The following is a 23,155-nucleotide window of genomic DNA, read 5'->3' as shown; positions in this document are numbered from 1 at the left end:
ACTGAGCACATGAGGCCTGTATGAAGAACTTCACGATTCAACGTATCGACCACATTGTCCTGCGCGTAAAAGACCTCGAGCGCAGCCTCGCTTTTTATACGTCGGTGCTCGGTTGCGAGCTCAGGAAACGTCGGGACGATCTTGGCATGCTGCATCTGGGTACGTACTGGTATTTCGATGATTGATTTGGTGGCTGTCGACGGGCCTCTCGGTTGCCAGGGTGGGCCGGCGGCGGGTAAACAGGGACATAATGTTGGTCACCTCTGCCTGCGTATCGAGCCGTTTGATGAACCCGCCCTGCTTGCGTATTTGGCTTCAGCCGGCCTGGAGGTTGAGAAAGCGCAGATGTGCTATGGCGCGGAGGGCAAGGGTTGGTCGATTTACTGCTTCGATCCGGATGGCAACCAGATCGAGTTGAAGGGGCCTGTACTGGAGCCTTGAGCTTCGACTGGCGGCTGCGGCCCCTGTGGGGGCTTGCTCGCGATGGCGGTCTGTCTGAAGCGGTGATGTTGACTGTGCCGCCGTCTTCGCGAGCAAGCTCGCTCCCACAGGGGGCAGTGGTGGAAGTTATTGCGCCGTCAGCTCCACCACACCCCGGACCCGCTGCTGCATGTTGATCAAATGCAACCGCATCGAAGCCCGCGCTGCTTCCCCGTCATGTCGCGCCAACGCGGCGTAGATCTGCTCGCGCTCACGCATCACCAACGCTCGGTTTTCCTCCGTCACCGCCGGTCCGGCCTGTTGCACGACGGCGATCAATGTATTGCCGACATGGGCCATGGCATCGATGAAGAAATTGTTGCCGGTGCATTGGGCGATCTGCAGATGAAATTCAAAATCGGCCCGGGAGCTTTCGTCATCCGATGGGTCAATTGCATTCGCCGCATCGAGCGCTTCACGCATGGCCAGCAGCTGCTCCGGCGTAGCCCGTTGCGCGGCGATGCCGGCGGCTTCCACTTCCAGGCTCAGGCGCAGTTCGATGACGGCCAGTGCATCGTAGGCGCCGCCCTTGACGTGTTTGCTGCCCTGGAAATCCCCCGGTCGGGCGGTGTCGACCACGAAGGTGCCGATGCCATGGCGCGTCTCGACCAAACCTTCGGCCTGAAGCCGGGACATGGCTTCACGCACTACGGTGCGACTGACGCCGCGCTCCTTGATGATCACCTGTTCGGTCGGCAACTTGCTGCCCGCGGGCAGCTCGCCGGCGAGTATCTGCTGCGTCAGGTCGACCACCAGTTGCTGAGTCATGCTCAGGCGTCGATCGGTTGTGACACGCTCCATTGCACCTATCCATCAAGCCAGACGATCGCGGCATTATAGCCGCGACCTTGCGCCAAAACTCACTATAATGCCCGCTGATCACACTAGAGCACGCCGATGACGGATCAAGCGTTATCTCCATTGAACAAGCCGCGCCGCCTCGCCGAAACACTGGTCGACCGTTTTGCCCAGCGCATGCGTGACGGCATCCTGAAATGCGGCGAAAAGCTCCCCACCGAAGTGCACATCATGGAAGCCGAAGGCGTCAGCCGTTCGGTGGTGCGCGAAGCGTTGTCGCGTTTGCAGGCCGCAGGGCTGGTGGAGACGCGCCATGGCGTCGGCACTTTTGTGCTGGACATGCCGGCGCCGGAAGGTTTTACCCTCGGGCCGGCGACGATTGCCACGTTGTCCGACGTGCTCAATTTGCTGGAGTTTCGCCTGAGCCTGGAAGTACAGGCCGCCGGCATGGCCGCCGAACGCGCCACGCCCGAAGCCCTGGCCGAACTGGCCCAGGCGCTGGACGCGTTGTTACAAGGGCCTGAGAAATCCGGCACCACGATCAATGCCGATTTCCAGTTCCACCTGAAGATCGCCAAGGCGGCCGGCAATTACTACCTGATCGACATCATGAAGCACCTGGGCACGAAGCTGATCCCGCGTACCCGGATGAACTCCGCCTATTCGGGACAAAGTGATCGCAGTGCCTACCTGCAGGGGATCAATGCCGAACATCAGCAGATTTTCGATGCCATCGCCAGTCGCAACGTCGACGCGGCGCGGGCGGCCATGTACCTGCACTTGAGCAACAGCCGCATGCGCCTGTGTGAAACCCAACAACGCCAGGCGTTCTACAACGAGTAACCCCCGCAGTTTTGTGGCTGCAGTGACCACAGCATTTGTATCCTCCACCGCCCCCTGTGGGAGCGAGCTTGCTCGCGAAGGCGGCGGCACATCCAATATCATCGGCACAGGCAGACCGCTATCGCGAGCAAGCTCGCTCCCACAGTTTTATTCAGTGTTGACTACCTCTCCCACAACTCAGAAAAAGTTGTACTGAATGCCCACCCGCAACCGCAGTTGCCGATCGCTGTCCACCGAGTTGACCTTGATATCACCGACTTCGAAAAACGGTGCCCAACGCTTATCCCACTTGTACTTGACCACGGCATTCTGCTCATAGTCATCGGTGCCGCCGTTGTAGCGGATGTAATCGGCGTCGAAATAAGTCAGTTGATATTCATACGCCCACGGCCCTTGATCCGCGTAGTTGATGTAGACGTCGTAGCGATGGATCGTCTGGTCGTCCTGGGCATTGTCCGGCACGTCGCGATCGACCTTGTCGCGGTCGAGCTTGGATGAATCGTAACGGTAGCGACCGGCGATGCTCAGTTCCTTGGTGATCTTATAGCCCAGGCGCATGCCCATCTTGTAGGTGGTGGATTCCTCATCGCTTTCCATCGCGAACGAAGGCGTCAGCGTCCAGCGATCGTCGATCTTGTGCTGGTAGTTGACGGTAAATTCATGGCCGCTGCCGACGGTGTTGTCGAAGGCGACGTCTTCCCGGTCACCGGCGGTCTTGTATTTGAGTTCGCCTTCCAGGCCCACACCGTTATCCAGCCTGATGCCGAACTTTGCGCGGTCGGCGTGCATGCGGGTCTTCTCTGCGTATTGATGGCGAACGTTTATATAACCGGTATCGGCCTGGGCGAAAACCGAAGTGAACAATGAAGCGATCGACAAAACGACGAGGGTCTTTTTCATGTTTTTTATTCTTGTTGGTTGAAATCGTTAGTTGGGTTAACGCCAAATCGCAGGCGAGCGCGTTTGCGCATTGAAACGTGCGGTTCAACGAGTTCTGCGGTTTAAAACAGCTACAGCGGTTTGGTTACTTCAGACGGCGATAGGTATTCGTTGTATGTCGCGGCTGGCTTGCACCAGCAAACGGGTGTAGTCGTGGGTGGCGCCATCGCTTGCCAATAGATGACTGTCTAGGGTTTCCACCACCCTGCCCTGCTGCATCACCGCCAGCCGATCGCACAGATGTGCAACGACGGCCAGGTCGTGGGTAACCATCAAATAAGTCAGCCCTTCCTGGCGGCGCAGTTCGGCCAACAGATTGAGGATTTCCGCCTGCACCGAGACGTCGAGCGCCGAGGTCGGCTCGTCCAGCAGCAACACCCGAGGGCGCAGGATCAGCGCCCGGGCAATCGCCACGCGCTGGCGCTGGCCGCCGGACAATTGATGCGGATAACGAAAGCGAAAGCTGTCATTCAAGCCGACCTTGCGCAGGATCTCGCTGACCTTTTGCCCACGCCCATCGATGCCATGAATGCGCAGTGGCTCCTGCAAAGCGGCGTCGATGGTGTAGCGCGGATGCAGCGAGGCGTACGGGTCCTGGAAGACCATTTGCACGGTGCGGTAGTGGTCCAGCGGCAGCTTGCGCGTCACCGCCCGACCGGCGATTTGCAGTTGTCCGGTCCAGTGCTGGTACTGTCCGGCCAGGCAACGCAGCACCGTGGTCTTGCCCGAACCGGACTCCCCCACCAGGCCGAATGCCTCACCTTCGGCAACGCTCAAATGGACGTCGTGCAATACCGCGTTCAGTGCCGCACCCGTGCCAAAACTGAGGTTCAGGCCGGTGATTTCGATCATGCTCATGACAGGCTCCTCAAGGGTTCAACCAATGTGGGTCGCGCTGCAACACCGGCAGCGTGGCGCGCGGATGGTCCAGGCTGGGCAATGCGGCCAACAGGCCTTGGGTGTAGGGATGGGTGGCGTTATCCAGGTCGGCGGCGGCGATCGACTCGACCACGCGGCCGGCGTACATCACCAGCACGCGGTCGCAGAAATGCCGCACCAGGTTCAGGTCGTGGCTGATGAAAATCAGCCCGAGGTCACGCTCGCTGACCAACTCTTCCAGCACGTTGAGCACCTGCCGGCGCACCGACACGTCCAGCGCCGAAGTGGGTTCGTCGGCAATGATCACCCGGGGATCGGTGATGACCATCATGGCGATCATGATCCGCTGGCCCATGCCGCCCGAAACTTCGTGGGGGTACAGGTCATAGACCCGCCGAGGATCACGGATGTGCACCTTGGCGAGCATGTCCAGCGCCCGGTCCCGGGCTTCGCGATGGGGCACCTTGTGATGGGCGAGGTAGGCTTCGGCGATTTGTTCGCCAACGCGCACCACTGGGTTCAGTGAGTATTTCGGGTCTTGCATGATCATCGACATGCGCGCGCCGCGAATCGCCTGGATCTGCTTTTCGCTGGCGCTCAGCAAGTCGATATCGGCGAAGCGCAGGGTCTTGGCGGTGACCCGCGCCGTCGGCGGATGCAGACGCAAAAGGCTGCGGCCCACGGTGGATTTGCCCGAGCCGGATTCGCCGACGATGGCGAGTTTTTCCCTGCCCAAGGTGAACGACACGTCACGCACCGCCAGTGACGTTTTGCCCGCATTGCGAAACTCCACGCACAGATCCTGTACGGCCAGTTTTATCTCAGTCATGGGACTTTCCTCAGGATTGGCTGCGGGGGTCGAGGACATCGCGCAAGCCGTCACCCAACAGGTTGAAGGCCAGGCTCACCAGCATGATCGCCGCACCGGGCGCCGCCACCAGCCACCAACTTTCGAGCATGTAGCGCCGCCCGGTGGAGATCATCGCGCCCCACTCCGGCAACGGTGCCTGGGCGCCGAGGCCAAGAAAGCCCAGGGCGGCGGCCGTTAGGATGATGCTCGCCATGTTCATGGTCAGGCGGATGATCACTGACGACAGGCACATCGGAATGATGTGGCGCAGGATGATCCGGGTGCTCGACGCACCTTGGAGTTGAACCGCGACGACGAAGTCTGCGTTGCGCAGCGGCAGTGTTTCGGCACGGGCGAGCCGGGCAATCGGCGGCCAGGCAGTGAGTGCGATGGCGATCACCGCATGCTCCAGGCCCGGGCCGAGGGCGGCGATGAAGGCCAGCGCCAACACCAGGCTGGGGAACGAGATGAAGATGTCGGTGATGCGCATGAACAGGCTGTCGACCCAACCGCCGAAGTAACCGGAAACCGTGCCGACCAACAGGCCGATGGGCCCTACGATCACCGTCACCAGCAAGACGATGTACAGCGTGATACGCGAGCCATACACCAGCCGGGCGAACACATCGCGACCGTATTCGTCAGTGCCGAACCAATGCGCGCTGCTGGGTGCTTGCAACGCGCCGGCAAGGTTCTGCAACAGGGGATCGTGGCCGGCGATCCAGGGCGCGAAGACTGCGACAAGGATCAGCGTCGATACGACGACCAGGCCGGCAAACGTCATCGGGTTGCGCAGCAGGAATCGCAGCAGCCGGGCGGCGCTGGCGACCAGTGCAGCCGTACTTGATGCGGGCAGCGCGGCACTGCCGGCTGCGCTGGAAGCAAGGGGCAGGTTCATTAGCGAGTCCTCGGGTCGAAGATCTTGTAGAGCGCGTCGCTGATCAGGTTCAGCGTCACGAAGATGAGGCCGATCAACAGCACGCAAGCCATCACCGCGTTCATGTCGCCGAGCAACAGACTGCTCGTCAGGTACTGCCCGAAGCCTGGCCAGGCGAAGACGGTTTCAATCAGCACCGAGCCCTCGAGCAAACCGCCGTAGGCCAGCGCAACAATCGTCAGCAGTTGCACGCGGATGTTGCCGAAGGCGTGGCCCCACACGATCTTGCGTTGGGACAAGCCCTTGACCCGCGCGGTAATGATGTATTCCTGGGACAGTTGCTCGAGCATGAAGCTGCGGGTCATGCGGCTGATGTAGGCGACCGAGTTGAAACTGAGGATCACCGCCGGCAGCAGGATGTGCCGCAGGGCGCTGCGAAAGGCTTCCCAATCGCCGGACCAAGCGGTGTCGATCAGCAGCAGCCCGGTGTGTGTCGGAATCAACCCGTCGTAAGCCAGGCCGATCCGCCCGACACCACCGGCCCAACCCAACCAGGCGTAGAACACCAGGAAAGCCATCATGCCGATCCAGAAAATCGGCGTGGAATAGCCGAACAGCGTGATCAGCCGCGCGACATGATCACCGGCACGGCCTTGGTGAGTCGCCGCGTAGACACCCAGCGGCAAGCCCGCCAACACGCCGAACAGAATGGCCAGGGTCGCCAGTTCCAACGTCGCCGGGAACACCCTGGCAATGTCGGTGATGACCGGATTGCCGGTCAGCAAGGCCATGCCGAAATCACCGTGGACCAGGTCGCCGAGGTAGATCGCGAATTGGGTCCACAACGGCTTGTCCAGGCCCAGCTCTTTGTATACCTGGGCATAGGCCGAAGCGTCGGCGTCCGGGCCGACGATTGCCAGCACCGGGTCCAGCGGCATCACCCGTCCGATAAAGAAAGTCAGCAGCAGCAACCCGAGCAGCGTTACCGCCACCGAGCCGCCGCGCCGGGTCGCCGAAGCGGCCCGGGTGGTCCAGATTGAAAAGGATGCAGTCGACATATTCATTCCTGCCTTGGCCGTGTGGCCGTCGATTTCAGCGCTGCTTGTAGACGTCGCGAAGGCGCGTGGTGGCGGCGGTGTGGCCGATGTAGTTGCGCACGTCGGCATGGATCACCACCTCGTCGACCATCTGCGAGACCGGCATGATTGCTCCGGCTTGTTGGTCATAGAGGGTCTGGACCTGGGCGTACATTTGCCGCTGCCGCTCGGGGTCGCGCTCGCGCTCGGCTTGTTCGATCAACTGGTTGAGCTGCGGATCGAAGAACGAGGTGCGCCAGCCCTGGAAGTTGCTCAACTTGGCTTCGGTGCGGTTGTCCGGGTTGTACACCAGGGCCCGCAGGCTCGAATGCGGATGACGCTCCGCCCCGCCACCGCCGCGCCCGACGAGGATGTCGAACTGGCGGTCGCGCATCGCCCCGTAGATCTGGTTGCCGGTGCCAGTGATGATCGTCGCCTGGATGCCCGCCTGGGCCAGCGTCGCTTGCAGACTGGTGGCGATGTTGATGAACGGCGGATCGGTCAGCGAGCGGATGCTCACCTTGAAGCCTTCGGCGTGGCCGGCCTCCGCCAGTAGGCGCTTGGCCTTGGCCACGTCCAGGCGATAACCCGGATCGTCCAGCCGCGCCGGCAAACCCAGTTGCATCGGCCGCTGGTTGATCACGCCATAATGCGGCATCACCACGTCGTTGATGCCTTGGTAGTCGATCAACAGGCGGATGGCCTGGCGCACGCGGATATCCTGGAACAGCGGCTGCTGCATGCTCAACGCCACGTAGTACAGCGTGCCGCGAGCGATGCTCTGGATGTGCACTTCATCGACCGCGCCCAGGGCCTTGATATCGGTGGCGGCCATGCCGCGAGCGACATCCAGGTCACCGCGCTCGACCATCAAGCGCAAGGCCTGAGATTCGGTCATGTTGCGCATGATCACCCGGCGCAACTTTGGCGCGCCGCGCCAATAGTCATCGTTGCGACTCATCAGGATCACGTCGTTGGCGCGCCAGATATCCAGCTTGAACGCGCCGGACCCGGCCGTATGCGTAGCCAGCCACGCCGCGCCCTGATCGTCACCGACCTGATGCTGCAAGGCCACCGAGCGATCGACGATGAAAGCACTGGGCGAGGTAGCCAAGGTATTGAGCACCAGCAACGGATCGGTGCTGCGCGGCAACTCCATGACAAAGGTGTGTGGCCCTTCGGCGCGCATCAGTTTGACGACGTTTTCGGCGGTGAAACCGTAGGCCTTCCAGGTCGACGCCAAGGCGCGATTGAGGGTGACCACGCGCTGCAAGGACCAGGCGACATCCTGTGCAGTGAGCGGCGCGCCGGAGTGAAAGCGGACGTCGTCGCGTAGTTGAAAGGTCAGGCGCATACGGTCCGGGCTTATTTCCCAGCTTTTCGCCAGGGCGGGAATCAGCGTGTCCGGCTGCGCCGCGTCTTGCTCCAGGAGCATGTCGTAGACGTTGGCGTTGACCTCGGCAACCTCCAGGCCCGTCGCGGCGGCCGGGTCGAGGGACAACAGGTTGATCATGCTCATGCCCACCACCAATTGGTCGGCGGGCGTTTCGCCTTGGGCCAGGCTGACGGGCACCTGCACTGTGCACAGGGCCACGATGACACACAGCAGCCTGGTCAGGCGCTTGGGCCAGAGTTTCATGGTTCAGTCCTTTCTTATATTTATAAAGACTTGTCGTCCGGGCCGTTCAGCCTCGGACGCCTTGCGCCATCAGTGTCGGGATAATGTATTGGCTTCGATATACGCGAAGTTGATGTCCTCGCCCAACCCCGGCCGATCCGACAGGTGCACATAACCGTCGGCATCCATCGGATCGACGAGGCTGTTGAGGTGCGCCGGCACTTCCTCGTAGTCGAGGAACGGATGCAGCAGGCCGCGCTCGTACCAGCGGCAATTGCTGATCGCCCCAACCACGGCGAGGTTCGCCGCGCCGTTGCCGTGGACCTCGCAATCCATGCCGAACGACTCGGCCAGGTGCGCCACTTTCAGGCACGGCCCGATGCCGCCGACGCCAGCCACGCCGGCGCGCAGGATGTCACAGGATTTGTGCGTGACCCAACTGGCGCGGCTGTGGAATTTGCCGGCGATGCTTTCCGGGCCCAACACCGGGATATCCAGGTTGGCCGCCAGCCAGGCGTAGGACTCGGCGGAGTCTTCCATCATTGGCTCTTCGAACCAGGCGAAATCCAGCTTTTCCAAGGCCTTGCCGATGGTCAGCGCATCCATGCGGCTGTACCAGTGGTAGCCATCGAGCATCAGGGCGATGTCCGGGCCAACCGCCTCGCGCACGGCGGCGCAGGCCTGGATGTCCATTTGCGGATTTGGCGCGAAGGAAATCGGCGGCATCCAGGTGTGCAGCTTGATTGCCTTGTAGCCACGCGCGACGAGCTTTTCGGCGAACTGACCGTACTCGTCTGGCGTGGACAGCCCACCCGGCAAATCATCGCCGCACATCGTCGAGCCATAGGCCAGGACCTTGTCGCGATAACCGCCAATGAGCTTGTGCACCGGCAACTTCAGCTTGCGCCCGGCCAGATCCCACAAGGCTTGTTCCACCAGGGCCAGGGCCCGATCAGTGAACTGCCCTGCGCTGCCGCGCTGCCAGTGCGCCAGATCCTGCCAGATGCTTTCACGGTCCATCGGGTCGCGACCGATCAGCACCTTGCGCACGAAGGATTCGATGATGTGCGGGCGAATCAATTCAGGCGTACCGAAGGCATAACCCTCCGATCCGTCGTCGCAGCTGATTCGCAGCAGGGCCATCTTGATCATGACTTCGTCGCCGGGATGGGCGTGGCCGGCACTGTCCTGGGCGCGACGCGACGGGGTGGAAAAAATTTCGACGTTAACGCCTGTGATTCTCATGGGGAGGAGCCACCGTGTTGTTATTTTTTATTTGTATGTCGTCATACAACGTTGCGGATTATTCGAATGTTTTCCCAGGCGTGTCAACCCACAAAACCAATCAAACAGGAGATTTTTTCATCGATTCGTCATTTCCAGAAAGATGACGACTCTAGAAGTCGTCATACTACTTGGCCTGTCATTGCTGGGAATCAGCTCGCTCCCTCTGCGGGAATTGTTGGGCTAAAGTGACTGGGTCATTGGCGCGACACCCCATGCGGAGGCCGGTATGAAGGACTTCACCATCGAACGCATCGACCACATCGTCCTGCGCGTAACGGACATCGAGCGCAGCCTCGCCTTCTACACCTCAGTGTTCGGTTGCGAGCTCAGGAAGCGTCGGGATGACCTGGGCCTGATCCATCTCGGTGCCGGTGCATCGATGATCGATCTGGTGGACGTCGACGGGCCGCTTGGCCGCCAGGGTGGCGCGGCGGCCGGCAAGCAGGGCCATAACGTTGATCACTTCTGCCTGCGCATCGAGCCGTTTGACGAGCAGGCTTTGCTCGCTCATTTGCGCGCAGCCGGCCTGGCCGTCGAGAAAGCGCAGATGCGTTTTGGCGCGGAGGGTAAGGGATTGTCGATCTATTGCACCGATCCGGATGGCAACCAGATCGAATTGAAGGGGCCATCGCTGGAGCCTTGAGCTCCAGCCAGCCTGATGCGGTCAGGCCAAGAGGTGCGAAGAAACGCCTATCGCGTGCACTGCTTGGTTAAATCCTTTTCGCGCGCCGACGGCTCCAGATAATGCCCGCCACAGCCGCGACGATCATCACTCCGATATTTCCTAACAGCCAGATCGCGAAATTGCGGCTCTGGTCCGCATCGCTTTCGTACAGCGGACCCACATAGGTTCCGATCAGTATGAAAATCAGATTAAAAACACCCATGGCCGAAGCGACCAGCAGAAAGACGAACAAGACTCCTTTGATCACCTTCATATGACCTTCCAGAACCAGATGTCCTTGGACTCATGGTAATCCGAGAAAGTACCTTCGATGGAGAAGCCCATTTGTATTCGTGGGTAACTCAACCAATCCGTCAACCGGCGACCACTCCAAAGGTCGATGTGATCGCCACTGCGATTGGCAGAAGTTTCATTTGCCCGGCGCCAGAAGTCCTTGAAGAAAATGATTCCCTGCTGCCCTTCCAGACTGTCTTCAAAGTCTTCGCTTTTGACGGTCTTCATGCCTTGCAAGCCGGGAATCCTGGCTCGACTCAAGGCTTTGGCGAGTTCTTCGGCAGCCAATATGTGCCCTTCGCTCTTGGGATGCTGCCAACAATGACGCACACTCCTGAGCTGGCTCATGTCGGCGCCTGCGCGCCGCAGGGCCACGCCGAGATTGATTGCGCATTGATCGCCAAAGTTCTTGGAACCATTCGTCCTGCAAGGCGCGGCGTCGCCGAATATTTCGGGATGACTCTTCCATAACTTATCAAACGTAAACATCCTGTCCCCCTCCTGAGGCTTTTGATCCTGAAGGCCTAGCCTAGCAGATGGCGAAACGGCTTCATTTTACCTATCACCCAATCACCCGCGTTTTTTCTCCTAGACTTGCCATGTTTACAGTTCGCCGGGGCTGGGATGAGCCCGCACGATAAACATAATTCCAAGAGAATCGCCATGCTCAAACCCTTATGGAACGCGCTCGCCTTCGCGCTGGCTTTCACCACGCTGGGCACCGCTGCTGCGGACCCCATCGTTATCAAGTTTTCTCACGTGGTGGGCGAGCAGACGCCCAAGGGCCAAGGCGCCTTGATGTTCCAGAAGCTGGTGGAGGAACGCTTGCCGGGCAGGGTCAAGGTGGAGGTTTATCCCAATTCCACGCTTTATGGCGATGACAAGGAAATGGAAGCGTTACTGCTGGGAGACGTGCAGATCATTGCCCGTTCGCTGGCCAAGTTCGAGCAGTACACCCGCAAGGTGCAGCTGTTCGACTTGCCGTTCCTGTTCGACGACATCGCTGCCGTGGATCGTTTCCAACAGAGCCCCCAAGGGCAGCAATTGCTCAAGTCCATGGAAAGCAAGAACGTCACAGGCCTGGCCTATTGGCATAACGGCATGAAGCAATTGTCGGCAACCAGACCACTTCGTATGCCCGAAGATGCGCGCGGCCTGGTCTTTCGCGTGCAGACTTCCGCCGTATTGGAGGAGCAGTTCAAGGCCGTGGGCGCCAAAGGGCAACCGATGATCTTTTCGGTGGTGTATCAGGGCTTGCGTACAGGCCTGGTCAACGGCACGGAAAACACCTATTCGAACTTCTACAACCAGAAACTGCACGAGGTACAGAAATACGTTACCGAGTCCAACCACGGCATCCTCGATTACATGTTGATTACCACGTCGGACTTCTGGAACGGCTTGCCAGCGGATATCCGCGCGGAACTGGAGAAGATCGTGGCCGAGTCCACCGCCTATGCCAACAAGGAAGCGGAGCGATTCAACCAGCTGGACAAACAGCACGTCCTGGACGCCAAGACCACCGAGATCATCACCCTCACCCCGCAAGAGCGAAGTGCATGGCGCGACAAGATGAAACCGGTGTGGGCGAAGTTCGAAAAAGACATCGGCCCGGACCTGATCAGGGCCGCCGAAGCGTCCAACAAGACGCCGTAAACGGTGCACTTGATGTCACAATGCCCCGGCAAGCTATTTTCTGCCTAGACTTGCAACTGTCCCACCGTGCGTTGTGTTTTGAATGAGCCTGCACGGGCAAAACCAAAAATAAAAGGAAACCCCAATGTTCAAACCTATGTGGAAAGCACTCGTCTGCACGCTGGCCCTCAGCGCGCTGGGCTCGGCCATGGCAGCCGACCCGGTGGTCATCAAGTTCTCGCACGTGGTGGCCGAACAAACCCCTAAAGGTCAGGGCGCGCTGCTGTTCAAGAAGTTGGTGGAAGAACGACTGCCAGGCAAAGTCAAAGTCGAGGTGTACCCTAACTCCTCGCTGTTCGGCGATGGCAAGGAGATGGAAGCCCTGTTGTTGGGCGACGTACAAATGATCGCGCCGTCCCTGGCCAAGTTCGAGCAATACACCAAGACGGTGCAGTTGTTCGACCTGCCGTTCCTGTTTGACGACATCTCCGCCGTGGACCGTTTCCAGTTGAGCCCTGAAGGCCAGAAACTGCTCAAGTCCATGGAAAGCAAGAACATCACCGGCCTGGCCTATTGGCACAACGGCATGAAGCAATTGTCCGCCAACAAACCGCTGCGCGAACCCAAGGATGCCCGTGGCCTGAAGTTCCGCGTGCAGGCGTCTGCCGTGCTCGAAGAACAGTTCAAGGCCGTGAACGCCAACCCGCGCAAGATGAGTTTCGCCGAGGTGTACCAAGGCTTGCAGACCGGTGTGGTCAACGGTGCGGAAAACCCGTACTCGAACATCTACAGCCAGAAGATGCATGAAGTGCAGAAGTACATCACCGAATCCAACCACGGTGTACTCGACTACATGCTGATCACCAACACCAAGTTCTGGAACGGCCTGCCGCCGGACATCCGTACTGAACTGGACAAGATCCTGGTGGAAGTCACGGCTCAAGTGAACAAAGAGGCGGCACAGCTCAACGAGCATGACAAACAGCGCATCCTCGATGCCAAGACCACCGAAATCATCACCCTCACGCCTGAACAGCGCGAAGAATGGCGCGAGAAGATGAAACCGGTATGGAAGATGTTCGAAGGTGACATCGGCGCCGATCTGATCAAAGCCGCCGAAGCCTCCAACAAGGCTCAGTAATGGGTTGGCCGGCGTTGCCACCTTGGCAATGCCGGCCTGTCGTCCTCTAGCAGGAGATGTCATCCATGAACGCCCTTCGGCGCACCTGGGAACACTTCGAGGAAGGTTTCATTGCTTTCCTCCTGGCCGCCATGACGCTCGTCACGTTCGTCTATGTGGTCCTCAACAACCTCTACGCGGTTTTCTACAGCCTCGGCGACCACTGGCCCGCCGCCAGCGAGTCGATGTTCGCCATCGGCGACGGCATCATGGGCATGGCCCAGGCAATGACCTGGAGCAGCTCGTTGACCAAGGCGCTGTTTGGCTGGCTGATTTTTTTCGGTCTTTCGTATGGCGTGCGGACCGCCGGGCACATCGGCGTCGATGCGCTGGTGAAACTGGCGAGCAAACCGGTACAGCGCTTCATCGGCGTGATCGCCTGCCTGTGCTGCCTGGGTTATGCCGGGTTGCTGGCCGTGGCGAGTTTCGAGTGGATCAACACCTTGATGATTGCCGGAATCGGCGCCGAAGACCTCGGCCATTTCGGCATCATGCAATGGCATATCGGGTTGATCGTGCCGGTGGGGTTCGCGCTGGTGTTCATCCGCTTCGTGGAAATTTTCGTACGCATCCTGATGAATCGTCAGACGGGCCTGGGCCTGGCGGATGAAGCAGCGGAAGCGATCAAACTGACCGAGATCGAGGAAGACAAGCCATGACCATTGCCTTCCTGTTCATCGCGCTGTTCGTGTTGATGTTTATCGGCGTCCCCATCGCCATTTCCCTGGGCCTGGCCGGATCGCTGACGATCATTTTCTTCAGCCCCGATTCGGTACGTTCCCTGGCGATCAAGCTGTTCGAAACCAGCGAACACTACACGTTGCTGGCGATCCCATTCTTCCTGCTGGCCGGTGCGTTCATGACCACGGGCGGTGTGGCGCGGCGGCTGATCGACTTTGCCAACGCCTGCGTCGGCCATATCCGTGGCGGCCTGGCGATTGCGGCGGTGCTGGCGTGCATGTTGTTTGCCGCGCTGTCCGGTTCCAGTCCCGCAACGGTGGCGGCGGTGGGCTCCATCGCGATTGCCGGCATGGTGCGTTCGGGTTATCCACAGGCGTTTGGTGCCGGCATCGTCTGCAACGCCGGGACCCTGGGCATCCTGATTCCGCCGTCGATCGTGATGGTGGTGTATGCCGCCGCGACGGAAACCTCCGTGGGCAAATTGTTCATGGCCGGCGTGGTGCCGGGCTTGTTGCTGGGTGTGTTCTTGATGGTGGCGATCTACATCGTCGCGGTGAAGAAAAACTTGCCCGCCTTGCCCAGGGCCACCTTGCGCGAATGGCTGACGGCGGCACGCAAAGCGGTCTGGGGTCTGCTGCTGATGGTCATCATTCTCGGCGGGATCTATTCGGGGATGTTCACACCCACCGAAGCAGCGGCGGTCGCGGCGGTCTATTCGGCGTTTATCGCGTTGTTCGTCTATAAGGACCTGACGTTCCGCGAGACGCCCAAGGTGCTGCTGGAGTCGGCCAAGCTGAGCATCATGCTGATGTTCATCATTGCCAACGCCATGCTCTTCGCCCATGTGTTGACCACCGAGCAACTGCCGCAACAGATCACCGCATGGGTGATCGAGGCCGGGCTGACGCCAGTGACCTTCCTGCTGGTGGTGAACATCGTGCTGCTGATTGCCGGTGCGTTCATGGAGCCGTCGGCGATCATCCTGATCCTGGCGCCGATCCTGTTCCCTATCGCCATGAAACTGGGCATCGATCCGATTCACCTGGGCATCATCATGGTGGTGAACCTGGAAATCGGCCTGATCACGCCGCCGGTGGGCTTGAACCTGTTCGTCACCTCGGCGGTGACTGGCATGTCGCTGACGGCCACCATCCGCGCGGCCATGCCGTGGCTGATGATCTTGCTGGCGTTCCTGGTGCTGATCACCTATGTGCCGTGGATCTCGCTGGTTCTGCCGAACTGGTTGGGAATGAGCTGACTCTGTGGCGAGGGAGCTCGCTCCCTCGCCACAGCAGCGGGTACGCCACAGCCCTCAGGCACATTGCGTTATGATCCCTGCTTCTTTCTGAAGCAGAGCTTTTCCTACGAATGTTGCCGCCCCCTTCCGACACGCTAACCTCCCTGCCCTGCGTCCTCGTCGGTCCGCTGTTGCGGCGATTGGAACCCCGGCGGCTGGTGATGTGGCTGGTGGGTACACGGCCATTGACGTTGATTTTGCGCCTCGACGGAGCAGGCGATCTCGCACTCGACGCCACGCGTTGCACAGTGGTGCCCGTGGGCCGGCAGGCATTTGTGCATTTGATCGACGTGCATCTCGAGACCGCCCTGCCGCTGGATGTGGCGATTGATTACGACCTGCTGGTAGACGGCACGCCCATCGCAGAATGGGCGCCGCACCTGCTATACGGCGACGCGAAGTGCCCGAACTTCGTGCTGCATTCGCGCATCGGGCAATTGATCCATGGCTCCTGCCGCAAACCCCATTACCCGGCCAACGACGGTTTGCTCTGTGTCGATCGGCTGTTGGCGCAATCTCCCGAGCAACGGCCGGCGTTGTTGATGATGAGCGGCGACCAGGTGTATGCCGATGATGTCGCCGGGCCAATGTTGCGGGCGATCCATGCCTTGATCGAGCGCCTGGGGTTGTTTGAAGAATGCCTCGAAGGTGCGGTGGTGGAAGACAGCGCCAAGCTTTACCAACACCCCGCCAGTTATTACCACCGTGCAGACTTGCTGCCAGCGCTCGAAAGCAACGAAACCCTGCGTGAGCGATTCTTTGGCGGGGCACGCAAGCCGATCTTCACCAGCAGCAGCGCCGATAATCACCTGGTGACCTTCGCAGAAGTCATGGCGATGTATCTGCTGGTGTGGTCGCCCGTGCCGTGGACGCTGATCGATCCGCAACCACCCGAGCTGACCGTCGAACGTCGTCAGCGCTATGACTTGGAACAACAGCGCATCGAGGCCTTCAAGGTCGGGCTTGGCGGCGTGGCCCGGGTGTTCGCGCACCTGTCCTGCCTGATGATCTTCGACGACCACGACATCACCGACGATTGGAATCTATCCGCGCAATGGGAGGAAACGGCCTACGGGCATCCGTTCTCCAAGCGCATCATTGGCAACGCATTGGTCGCGTATATGCTTTGCCAGGGCTGGGGCAATAACCCCGACGTGTTTGATGAGGTGATCCAGCAAACCCTGGCGTTATGCGGCACCGCCAAAGACCGCTACCTCGACAGCGCACCACAAGACACGCTGATCGACACACTGCTCGGCTTCCAGCAATGGCACTACGTGCTGCCGAGCACGCCGGCACTGGTGGTGCTCGACACCCGTACTCGCCGTTGGCGCAGCGAAAACAACCTCAAGCAGCCGTCGGGCCTGCTGGACTGGGAAGCGTTGAGCGAGCTGCAACAGGAGTTGCTGGACCATCGCTCGGCGATCATCGTGTCCCCGGCGCCGATCTTTGGCGTGAAGCTGATCGAGACCGTGCAGCGGGTGTTCAGTTGGTGCGGCTATCCACTGTTGGTGGACGCGGAAAATTGGATGGCCCATCGCGGCGCGGCCCAGGTGATCCTGAATATTTTCCGACACTCACGTACGCCTGGTAGCTACGTGGTGCTCTCGGGTGATGTGCATTATTCCTTCGTCTATGAAGTATTGATCCCACATCGCAAGGGCGGTCCGCGCATCTGGCAGATCACCAGCAGCGGCATCAAGAATGAATTTCCGCCTGCGCTGCTGGAATGGTTCGATCGGCTGAACCGCTGGCTCTATTCCCCACGCTCACCTTTGAACTGGTTCACCAAGCGCCGCAGCATGCGCATCGTCCCCCATGTCCCGGAACACGCCGAGGCCGGGGAACGCTTGTGGAATTCGGCGGGGATCGGCCAGGTGTTTTTCAACGAACAGGGGCAACCGGCGGACATCTACCAGCACAACGCCAACGGCCAGCCGCCGACACGCATGCTGGCGCCGAAGTCGCCCCCAGGCTGATCATTTGCTGGCCGAGGCCATCAGCACGCCGAAGGAAAAAAACGTCAGGCCGGACAATTTGCCGACAATGCGTGTGCCTTGGCGCGTGGATAGCCAGCCCCTGGCACGGCTCGCCATCAGCGCGTAGCCACTGTGTATGCCTATGACGAGCAAGCCGTAGGACGCCACCAGCAGGAGAAACTGCGTGTAATAGTTACCGGCCGGCTCAATGAATTGCGGGAACACCGCCAGAAAAAAGAACCCGGCCTTGGGGTTGAGCAACTGGATCGACAACGCCTCGACAAATCGCCGCCAAGGTCGTGAAGGCGTGTCATTGAGAGTCGGAATGAAGGTCTTGGTGTTCCACATCTTCACACCCAGATACAGCAGATAAGCCGCGCCGATGTACTTCAACACAGTGAATGCCGTCGCTGATGTCGCCAGGATCAGGCCCACGCTGCTGGCCGAAATGCCCGCCACCAGGAAACCACCCAGGGCGATGCCGAGAATACCGGGCAAGGCGCCACTCCAGCCATGACGCACCGAGTTGGACAAGGTCAGGACCACGCCAGGACCGGGGCTGAGGATGGTCAGGGTTGCGAGCAGCAGGAACAATCCATAGCTGGCCATAATGGCTCCGTTGGCAATTTATGTTTGCAGGCGGCAACACTGTAGACGGATTTCATATTGGCGCAGGAAAAATCTGTGGGAGCGAGCTTGCTCGCGATGACGGAGTGTCAGGTGATGAAGATGCTGAATGTTGGGCCGTCATCGCGAGCAAGCTCGCTCCCACAGGGGGATTGGGGTGAGGGTCAGAATGCAAGCTGCAGGCTCTGCTGGCCTTCGAGGCTGAGCAAAAACTGTTTGGCGGCGAGGCCGCCAGCGAAACCGGTGAGGCTGCCGGAGGTGCCGATGACGCGATGGCAAGGGGCAATGATCGAGATCGGGTTGCGCCCGTTAGCCGCCCCGACGGCGCGGGTCGCGGTCGGCTGGCCGATCTGGATGGCGATGTCGCGGTAGCTGCGGGTCTCGCCGAATGGGATGGTCAGCAACGCCTGCCAGACCCGCACTTGGAAATCAGTGCCGGCGAAGTCCAGGTCCAATTCGAAATGGCGGCGCTGACCGGCAAAGTATTCCAGCAATTGACGCTCGGTCTCCTTGAGCGTCGGGTGATCGCCGTCTGGCTCCAGCGGCCCGAGGCGCACCCGATTGAGCCGTTCGTTTTCCCACAGGATAGCCGCCAGTTTCGTGCCGCGGGCGACGAGGATCAGCTCGCCGACGGGGGATTGAATGGTTTTGTACAACGGCAACATCAAGTGATTCCTTGGCTCAAGCTAAATGGCTTTTGTGGCGAGGGAGCTTGCTCCCGCTGGCTGCAAAGCAGCCCCAATGCAAAGCCTGGGACACCGCGGCGCCAGGTCTTGGGGTCGCTTCGCAACCCAGCAGGAGCAAGCTCCCTCGCCACAGGTTTCTCACAGCAATCTCACCCCAGCAACCCCAACACCTTCGCCCGCGCCACGGCCTGGGTGCGGCGCTCCACGCCGAGTTTACTGTTGATGTGGCTAGCGTGGGTTTTCACCGTGTGCAACGAAATGAACAACTGCTCGCTGATTTCCTGGTTGGAACAGCCCTGGGCGATCAGTTGCAACACCGCGCGCTCACGGCTACTGAGGGTCTCGACCGGCGCCGTGGATTCGGTGGGTAGCGTCGCCGCCGACGGCAAAGACTCGAGCAGTTGTTGGCGCAAATCGCTGGGCGGTACCTGCAACAGTTGCTCGCGCAGCCACTCAGGATGATCTTTCAACAACCACTCGAAAGGTTGCAGTACCCCGCCGATGGCGGCCTCGAAGGCTTGGGCCAGGGCGCTTCGCGCTTGCGGCTCACGCTCCACACCGAGCAGCAACGCGACCTTCTGATTGAGCACCATGACGCTGAGCATTTGCCGCCCGGTTTGCTGGGCGTGCTCAAGTAATGCATCGAGGCGCCCTTCGGCCTGCATCGGTTGGCCGCGGATGGACTCCAGCAACGCCTGTTGCAGTTCAACGTGCAGTGGCAGTTGCGGATGAAATTCCGGAGGCGCGGCAGCCCGTTCGCCAGTGTAGGTCTGCCCCAGTCGTGCCAACCAGGCTTCGGCCAGCTCGGTCCGGCCTTGGGCGAGCCAGAGCTCGCATTTGACCAGGGTGATCATCGCCAGGTAATACACCGGCGGAACGTCCCAGATATGCATCAAGCGCTCCGCCTCGGCCAGTTCGGCAAAGGCCCGGGCGAACTCGCCATTGTGGCCTTCGACGCGCGCAATCACGCAATGGCCGATCAACACGCTGATGTCACGACAGGCCCTGGCTTCGGTCAGGCCAGCTTGCAGCCGTGCCAATCCAGCCTGGGATTGCATGCGCAGGGTCAGCAAAAATCCCTCATACAGGACCAAACGCGCTCGCACCGCGTACAACCGTTGTGGCGACAACCCATGCAGACGTTGCAGCCCTTGCCTCACCTCTTCCAACGCCCGCAGGATTTCTCCCCGGGCTTGCAGTACCCGGGCCCGATCGTAATGGGCCAGGGCCTCGAAGAGTGGGTTGCCGACCCGTTGCGCCAGCTCCAGGGAGTCGCGGTTCAAGGCACGAGCCCGCCACAAGTCGCCATCGGCAATCGCCAGGTTCGACAGGGTGGACAAACACATCAGCCGTTGGCCGTAACGTTTTTGCGGCAGGCTTTCCAGGGCTTCGGTGCAATAGCGCAACGTGGCCGCGCGGTCGCCACGCCCTCGGGCAACAATGCCGCTCAGGGCGAGCCATTGCGCGAGCATGGACTTTTGCGCAGTGGCCGATGGGGCCGGCAGGAAGCGGCTCAAGTGTGCGGCCAACTCCTCGGCGGCATCCAGTTGGCAGGCCAGGCCCAGCGCCCAACTGTAGAGCACGATCAACCTCGGGGTGCTGATGAGGAGGCTGTCGGGCAAGTCCATTTTCCAACGCAGCAACATGCCGACGTTCTGCTCGGCCAGCAGTTGCTCCTCCGACAGGTTCTGTACCAGATTCGCGGCCACGTCCAGGTGCCCGGCCCGCAGCGCCTGCTCCACGGCTTCGTCGATCAAGCCCTGGGCGTTGAACCAGCGGCAGGCCCGAAGGTGCAAAGTCGCGGCCGGCACCATGGCCGGCGCACTGGGACGGCTACGCAACAAGTCGGAAAACAAATGATGAAAGCGGTACCAGTGGCCATGTTCGTCCAACGGCACCAGAAACACCTGGTGAGCGGCGAGGTATCGAAGGATTTCCTGACTGTCATGGGCATCGCGAACCGCATCGCACAGTTCGCTGCAAAAGCGCTCTTGCGGGGCGATGTCATAGAGAAACGCCTGCACCTCGGCGGGCAGGCAATCGATGACTTCCTCAAGCAGGTAATCGCGGATCAGCCCTTCCCCACCGTGCAAGGCCTGGGGCAGCCGCCCGTCATTGCCGGCCTCGGAAGCCGCGAGCAACCAGAACCGCAGCCCGGCCACCCACCCTTCACTGCGCTGGATGAGGCTTTCCAGCGCCTCCCCGCGCAATGAGCTGCTGTGATGTTGGAGCAAGGTCTGCGCTTCGTCGTGGGTCAGGCGAAGGTCCTGCTCGTTGAGTTCAAGCAACTGTCGTGACAGGCGCAAGCGCGCCAGGTGCCAATCCGGCCGCTGGCGGCTGGTGACTAGCACCAGCAACCCGTCGGGCAGGTGATTGAGAAAAAACTGCAGGCAGCGATCCAGCACCGGACTCTGGGCGAGATGGTAATCGTCGAGCACCAATAACAACGGAGCGCGAGGGGACAGGTGCGTGGACAGTTCATCCAGCAGGCCGTCGAGCCATTCTTCGAACGCAAAGGGCTGATGGCGCTGACGCATTTTCAGCAGGCCCAACGCCCGGCCACCCAACTGGGGAAAAAAAGCCTGGAGCCCTTCGAGTAGCCGCTCCAGAAAACGCCCTGGATCGTTGTCCCGGCCGCTGAGCCCCAACCAGAGACTTTGCCATTGAGCCGGCAGGCCCTGGCAGAACTCCACGGCCAGCGAGCTTTTGCCGAACCCCGCCGGTGCGCTCACCAACAACAATCTGCCACCGAGCCCGGCACTCAAGCGCTCGCACAACCGCGGCCGCACGACATGGCCGTCGGGCAAGGGTGGGCGGTAGAAGCGCCCTTCCTGTACCGCAATGGCTGCGCGGGAAGAATCCGGAAGTGAAGACAAATCAGTCATGGCCGGCTCTTGTTGGAATGCGGGTGGCGGCGTTGCAGATGTCCGCAGACTAGCCGTAAACGGAGAGGTATTGAAGGGAGTGCTACAAATGGCTACAAAAAGGCTACAAACCAAATGCCTTGGAGTGCCGCTTTTGTGCCGGCTAAAAAAAACGCCCCGAACCAGTCGGGGCGTTTCTTCGAGGATGCGGCCTCGGGCAAAGCGGTTTTAGCGAACGCCTTCCTGGCGCAGGGCCGCCGGGGTGAAGTCGCTGGTGGACGCGGTGAAGCCGAAGTCGTAGGCCGATTTCTCTTCGTTCTTCATGCCCAGGGCCAGGTAGCGACCGGACTGCAGATCATAGATGACCTCCATGGCGTACCACGGCACTTGCTTGTCGTAGTAGTTCTCGGCATGGGCTTCGGCCACGCGCCATAGCTGGCCACGACCGTCGTAGTGATCGATGACCGCGGCTTGCCAGGTGTCTTCATCGATGTAGAAGTCACGCTTGGCGTAGATGTGGCGCTGGCCTTCCTTCAACGTCGCGGTCACGTGCCAGACACGACGCAGCTCATAGCGCGCCAGGTCCTGGTTGATGTGGCCGGCCTTGAGGATGTCGGCATACTTGAGCTGCGGCGAATCGATCTTGTGGCTGTTGGAGGCGATGTACAGCTCTTTCTTGCCTTCCAGCTTCCAGTCGTAACGGTCCGGCGCGCCGTTGTACATGTCGAGGTTGTCGGAGGTGCGCAGGCCGTCGGCGGCGGTACCCGGGCCGTCGTAGGCGACTTGCGGGGCCTGGCGCACGCGGCGTTGGCCGGCGTTGTAGATCCAGGCCTTGCGCGGCTCCTTCACCTGGTCGAGGGTTTCGTGCACCAGCAGCACGGTACCGGCCAGGCGCGCCGGCGCCGTCACTTGCTGCTTGAAGTAGAACAGCACGTTGCCCGGGTTGGCCGGATCGAAGCCCTTGATCTTGTCGCGGAACACGAACTGATCCTGGAAGTACACGAGGTTGTACGAACCGTTGGGCTGTGGCGTGGCCTGGGTCACCAGGCGAGTCACACTGCCGCCGCGATAGCGGGTGATGTGGTTCCAGATCACTTCGAGTCCGCTCTGGGGAATCGGGAACGGCACCGCCGTCTCGAAATTCTCCAGGCCGTTGCCAGCCCCCACCAGTTTGGTGTTCACGGCGTTTTTCTTGATGGAGGCCAACACGTCATCCGGCACGGTGGCGCCGCGATGGGTCGGGTAGACCGGCATCTTGAAGGTTTCCGGGTAGCGCTTGAACATCGCGTACTGGCCCGGGGCGAGCTTGTCCTTGTACTGGTCGACATTCTGCGCGGTGATGGTGAAGACAGGTTTCTCACTGGCGTACGGGTCGGAGAGGAAGCCCTTGCCGTCCACGCTGCCGGCGTTCTTGGCCATGGGTTTCCAGGCCGTGATCGAACCATCGGCATTACCGGCCATCTCGGCGCCCATCGGCGTCAGGCTCTTGCCCAGTTTATCGGCCTCGGCGGCAGGCACGGCGGCCATGACGCTGGCCGCCAACAGGGATAATCCCAGCGCACCGACTTGCAACAGATTCTTTGTTATTTTCATAGTGTGTC

The 23,155-nt window shown here is 60.5% G+C and carries 21 protein-coding genes and 1 pseudogene; 8 read left to right on the top strand and 14 right to left on the bottom strand.

The features are described 5' to 3' along the window. The first annotated feature begins 20 nt into the window (after positions 1 to 20). Positions 21 to 441, top strand: a pseudogene (locus FHK92_RS09980) (VOC family protein). Between the two features lie 126 nt (positions 442 to 567). On the opposite strand, the gene FHK92_RS09975 reads toward FHK92_RS09980, so the two are convergent. Beyond that, on the bottom strand, positions 568 to 1,281 hold the full coding sequence (locus tag FHK92_RS09975; RefSeq protein ID WP_181287903.1) for a FadR/GntR family transcriptional regulator: 714 nt from the start codon (positions 1,279 to 1,281) through the stop codon (positions 568 to 570). Positions 1,282 to 1,377: 96 nt separating this feature from the next. On the opposite strand from FHK92_RS09975, the gene FHK92_RS09970 reads away from it, so the two are divergent. Next, complete coding sequence (locus tag FHK92_RS09970; protein ID WP_181287902.1) at positions 1,378 to 2,121, top strand: FadR/GntR family transcriptional regulator; 744 nt, start codon at positions 1,378 to 1,380, stop codon at positions 2,119 to 2,121. Between the two features lie 177 nt (positions 2,122 to 2,298). Here FHK92_RS09970 and FHK92_RS09965 read toward each other — a convergent pair whose 3' ends face one another. The 7 genes from FHK92_RS09965 to FHK92_RS09935 form a co-directional block, all read right to left on the bottom strand. Beyond that, positions 2,299 to 3,021 (bottom strand): oligogalacturonate-specific porin KdgM family protein, encoded by a 723-nt coding sequence (locus FHK92_RS09965; protein ID WP_181287901.1) that lies wholly within the window; start codon positions 3,019 to 3,021, stop codon positions 2,299 to 2,301. 129 nt (positions 3,022 to 3,150) lie between these two features. Further along, positions 3,151 to 3,918: an ABC transporter ATP-binding protein gene (locus FHK92_RS09960; RefSeq protein ID WP_181287900.1), complete on the bottom strand. Its 768-nt coding sequence runs from the start codon at positions 3,916 to 3,918 to the stop codon at positions 3,151 to 3,153. Positions 3,919 to 3,928: 10 nt separating this feature from the next. After that, positions 3,929 to 4,768, bottom strand: coding sequence for an ABC transporter ATP-binding protein (locus FHK92_RS09955; RefSeq protein ID WP_181287899.1), 840 nt, complete (start codon positions 4,766 to 4,768; stop codon positions 3,929 to 3,931). 10 nt (positions 4,769 to 4,778) lie between these two features. Further along, a complete protein-coding gene (locus tag FHK92_RS09950) occupies positions 4,779 to 5,687 on the bottom strand; it encodes an ABC transporter permease (protein WP_181287898.1) in 909 nt (302 codons plus the stop codon). After that, complete coding sequence (locus FHK92_RS09945) at positions 5,687 to 6,724, bottom strand: ABC transporter permease (protein ID WP_181287897.1); 1,038 nt, start codon at positions 6,722 to 6,724, stop codon at positions 5,687 to 5,689. The genes FHK92_RS09950 and FHK92_RS09945 overlap by 1 nt, the downstream gene beginning before the upstream one ends. Before the next feature lie 34 nt (positions 6,725 to 6,758). Further along, positions 6,759 to 8,381 (bottom strand): ABC transporter substrate-binding protein, encoded by a 1,623-nt coding sequence (locus tag FHK92_RS09940; protein ID WP_181287896.1) that lies wholly within the window; start codon positions 8,379 to 8,381, stop codon positions 6,759 to 6,761. Between the two features lie 69 nt (positions 8,382 to 8,450). Continuing rightward, positions 8,451 to 9,605 carry a mandelate racemase family protein gene (locus FHK92_RS09935; protein WP_181287895.1) on the bottom strand — a complete coding sequence of 385 codons (1,155 nt, stop codon included), beginning with the start codon at positions 9,603 to 9,605 and terminating at the stop codon, positions 8,451 to 8,453. A 268-nt stretch (positions 9,606 to 9,873) separates the two neighbouring features. Here FHK92_RS09935 and FHK92_RS09930 point away from each other — a divergent pair, with 268 nt between their 5' ends. Next, positions 9,874 to 10,290: a VOC family protein gene (locus tag FHK92_RS09930; RefSeq protein WP_181287894.1), complete on the top strand. Its 417-nt coding sequence runs from the start codon at positions 9,874 to 9,876 to the stop codon at positions 10,288 to 10,290. A 67-nt stretch (positions 10,291 to 10,357) separates the two neighbouring features. Here FHK92_RS09930 and FHK92_RS09925 read toward each other — a convergent pair whose 3' ends face one another. Both FHK92_RS09925 and FHK92_RS09920 read right to left on the bottom strand, forming a co-directional pair. After that, a complete protein-coding gene (locus tag FHK92_RS09925; protein WP_181287893.1) occupies positions 10,358 to 10,585 on the bottom strand; it encodes a hypothetical protein in 228 nt (75 codons plus the stop codon). After that, positions 10,582 to 11,094, bottom strand: a complete 513-nt coding sequence (locus FHK92_RS09920) for a type VI secretion system amidase effector protein Tae4 (RefSeq protein ID WP_181287892.1) — start codon at positions 11,092 to 11,094, stop codon at positions 10,582 to 10,584. Before FHK92_RS09920 ends, FHK92_RS09925 begins: the two co-directional genes overlap by 4 nt. 174 nt (positions 11,095 to 11,268) lie before the next feature. On the opposite strand from FHK92_RS09920, the gene FHK92_RS09915 reads away from it, so the two are divergent. The 5 genes from FHK92_RS09915 to FHK92_RS09895 all read left to right on the top strand — a co-directional run bounded on the left by FHK92_RS09915 (position 11,269) and on the right by FHK92_RS09895 (position 17,377). Beyond that, the gene (locus FHK92_RS09915) at positions 11,269 to 12,261 is read left to right on the top strand and encodes a TRAP transporter substrate-binding protein (RefSeq protein WP_181287891.1); all 993 of its coding nucleotides are present in this window, start codon (positions 11,269 to 11,271) and stop codon (positions 12,259 to 12,261) included. A 124-nt stretch (positions 12,262 to 12,385) separates the two neighbouring features. After that, a complete protein-coding gene (dctP, locus tag FHK92_RS09910) occupies positions 12,386 to 13,381 on the top strand; it encodes a C4-dicarboxylate TRAP substrate-binding protein DctP (RefSeq protein WP_181287890.1) in 996 nt (331 codons plus the stop codon). A 65-nt stretch (positions 13,382 to 13,446) separates the two neighbouring features. Further along, on the top strand, positions 13,447 to 14,079 hold the full coding sequence (locus FHK92_RS09905; RefSeq protein ID WP_181287889.1) for a TRAP transporter small permease: 633 nt from the start codon (positions 13,447 to 13,449) through the stop codon (positions 14,077 to 14,079). Continuing rightward, positions 14,076 to 15,359: a C4-dicarboxylate TRAP transporter large permease protein DctM gene (gene dctM / locus FHK92_RS09900; RefSeq protein WP_030138620.1), complete on the top strand. Its 1,284-nt coding sequence runs from the start codon at positions 14,076 to 14,078 to the stop codon at positions 15,357 to 15,359. The genes FHK92_RS09905 and dctM overlap by 4 nt, the downstream gene beginning before the upstream one ends. A gap of 110 nt (positions 15,360 to 15,469) precedes the next feature. Continuing rightward, positions 15,470 to 17,377 (top strand): alkaline phosphatase D family protein, encoded by a 1,908-nt coding sequence (locus FHK92_RS09895; protein ID WP_181287888.1) that lies wholly within the window; start codon positions 15,470 to 15,472, stop codon positions 17,375 to 17,377. Here the strand turns inward: FHK92_RS09895 and FHK92_RS09890 are convergent, their stop codons facing one another. From FHK92_RS09890 to FHK92_RS09875, 4 genes are all read right to left on the bottom strand, one after another. Then, positions 17,378 to 17,986 (bottom strand): LysE family translocator, encoded by a 609-nt coding sequence (locus FHK92_RS09890; RefSeq protein WP_181287887.1) that lies wholly within the window; start codon positions 17,984 to 17,986, stop codon positions 17,378 to 17,380. A 182-nt stretch (positions 17,987 to 18,168) separates the two neighbouring features. Beyond that, positions 18,169 to 18,669, bottom strand: a complete 501-nt coding sequence (locus tag FHK92_RS09885; RefSeq protein WP_181287886.1) for a methylated-DNA--[protein]-cysteine S-methyltransferase — start codon at positions 18,667 to 18,669, stop codon at positions 18,169 to 18,171. A 170-nt stretch (positions 18,670 to 18,839) separates the two neighbouring features. After that, positions 18,840 to 21,575 (bottom strand): LuxR C-terminal-related transcriptional regulator, encoded by a 2,736-nt coding sequence (locus FHK92_RS09880; RefSeq protein ID WP_181287885.1) that lies wholly within the window; start codon positions 21,573 to 21,575, stop codon positions 18,840 to 18,842. A 207-nt stretch (positions 21,576 to 21,782) separates the two neighbouring features. Beyond that, positions 21,783 to 23,147, bottom strand: a complete 1,365-nt coding sequence (locus tag FHK92_RS09875; protein ID WP_030138615.1) for a DUF1329 domain-containing protein — start codon at positions 23,145 to 23,147, stop codon at positions 21,783 to 21,785. Positions 23,148 to 23,155: the final 8 nt, after the last annotated feature.

Origin of the sequence: Pseudomonas brassicacearum subsp. neoaurantiaca (genome assembly GCF_013608025.1) — a bacterium.
Lineage (GTDB): Bacteria > Pseudomonadota > Gammaproteobacteria > Pseudomonadales > Pseudomonadaceae > Aquipseudomonas.
This window is presented reverse-complemented; position numbering and strand designations above follow the sequence as displayed.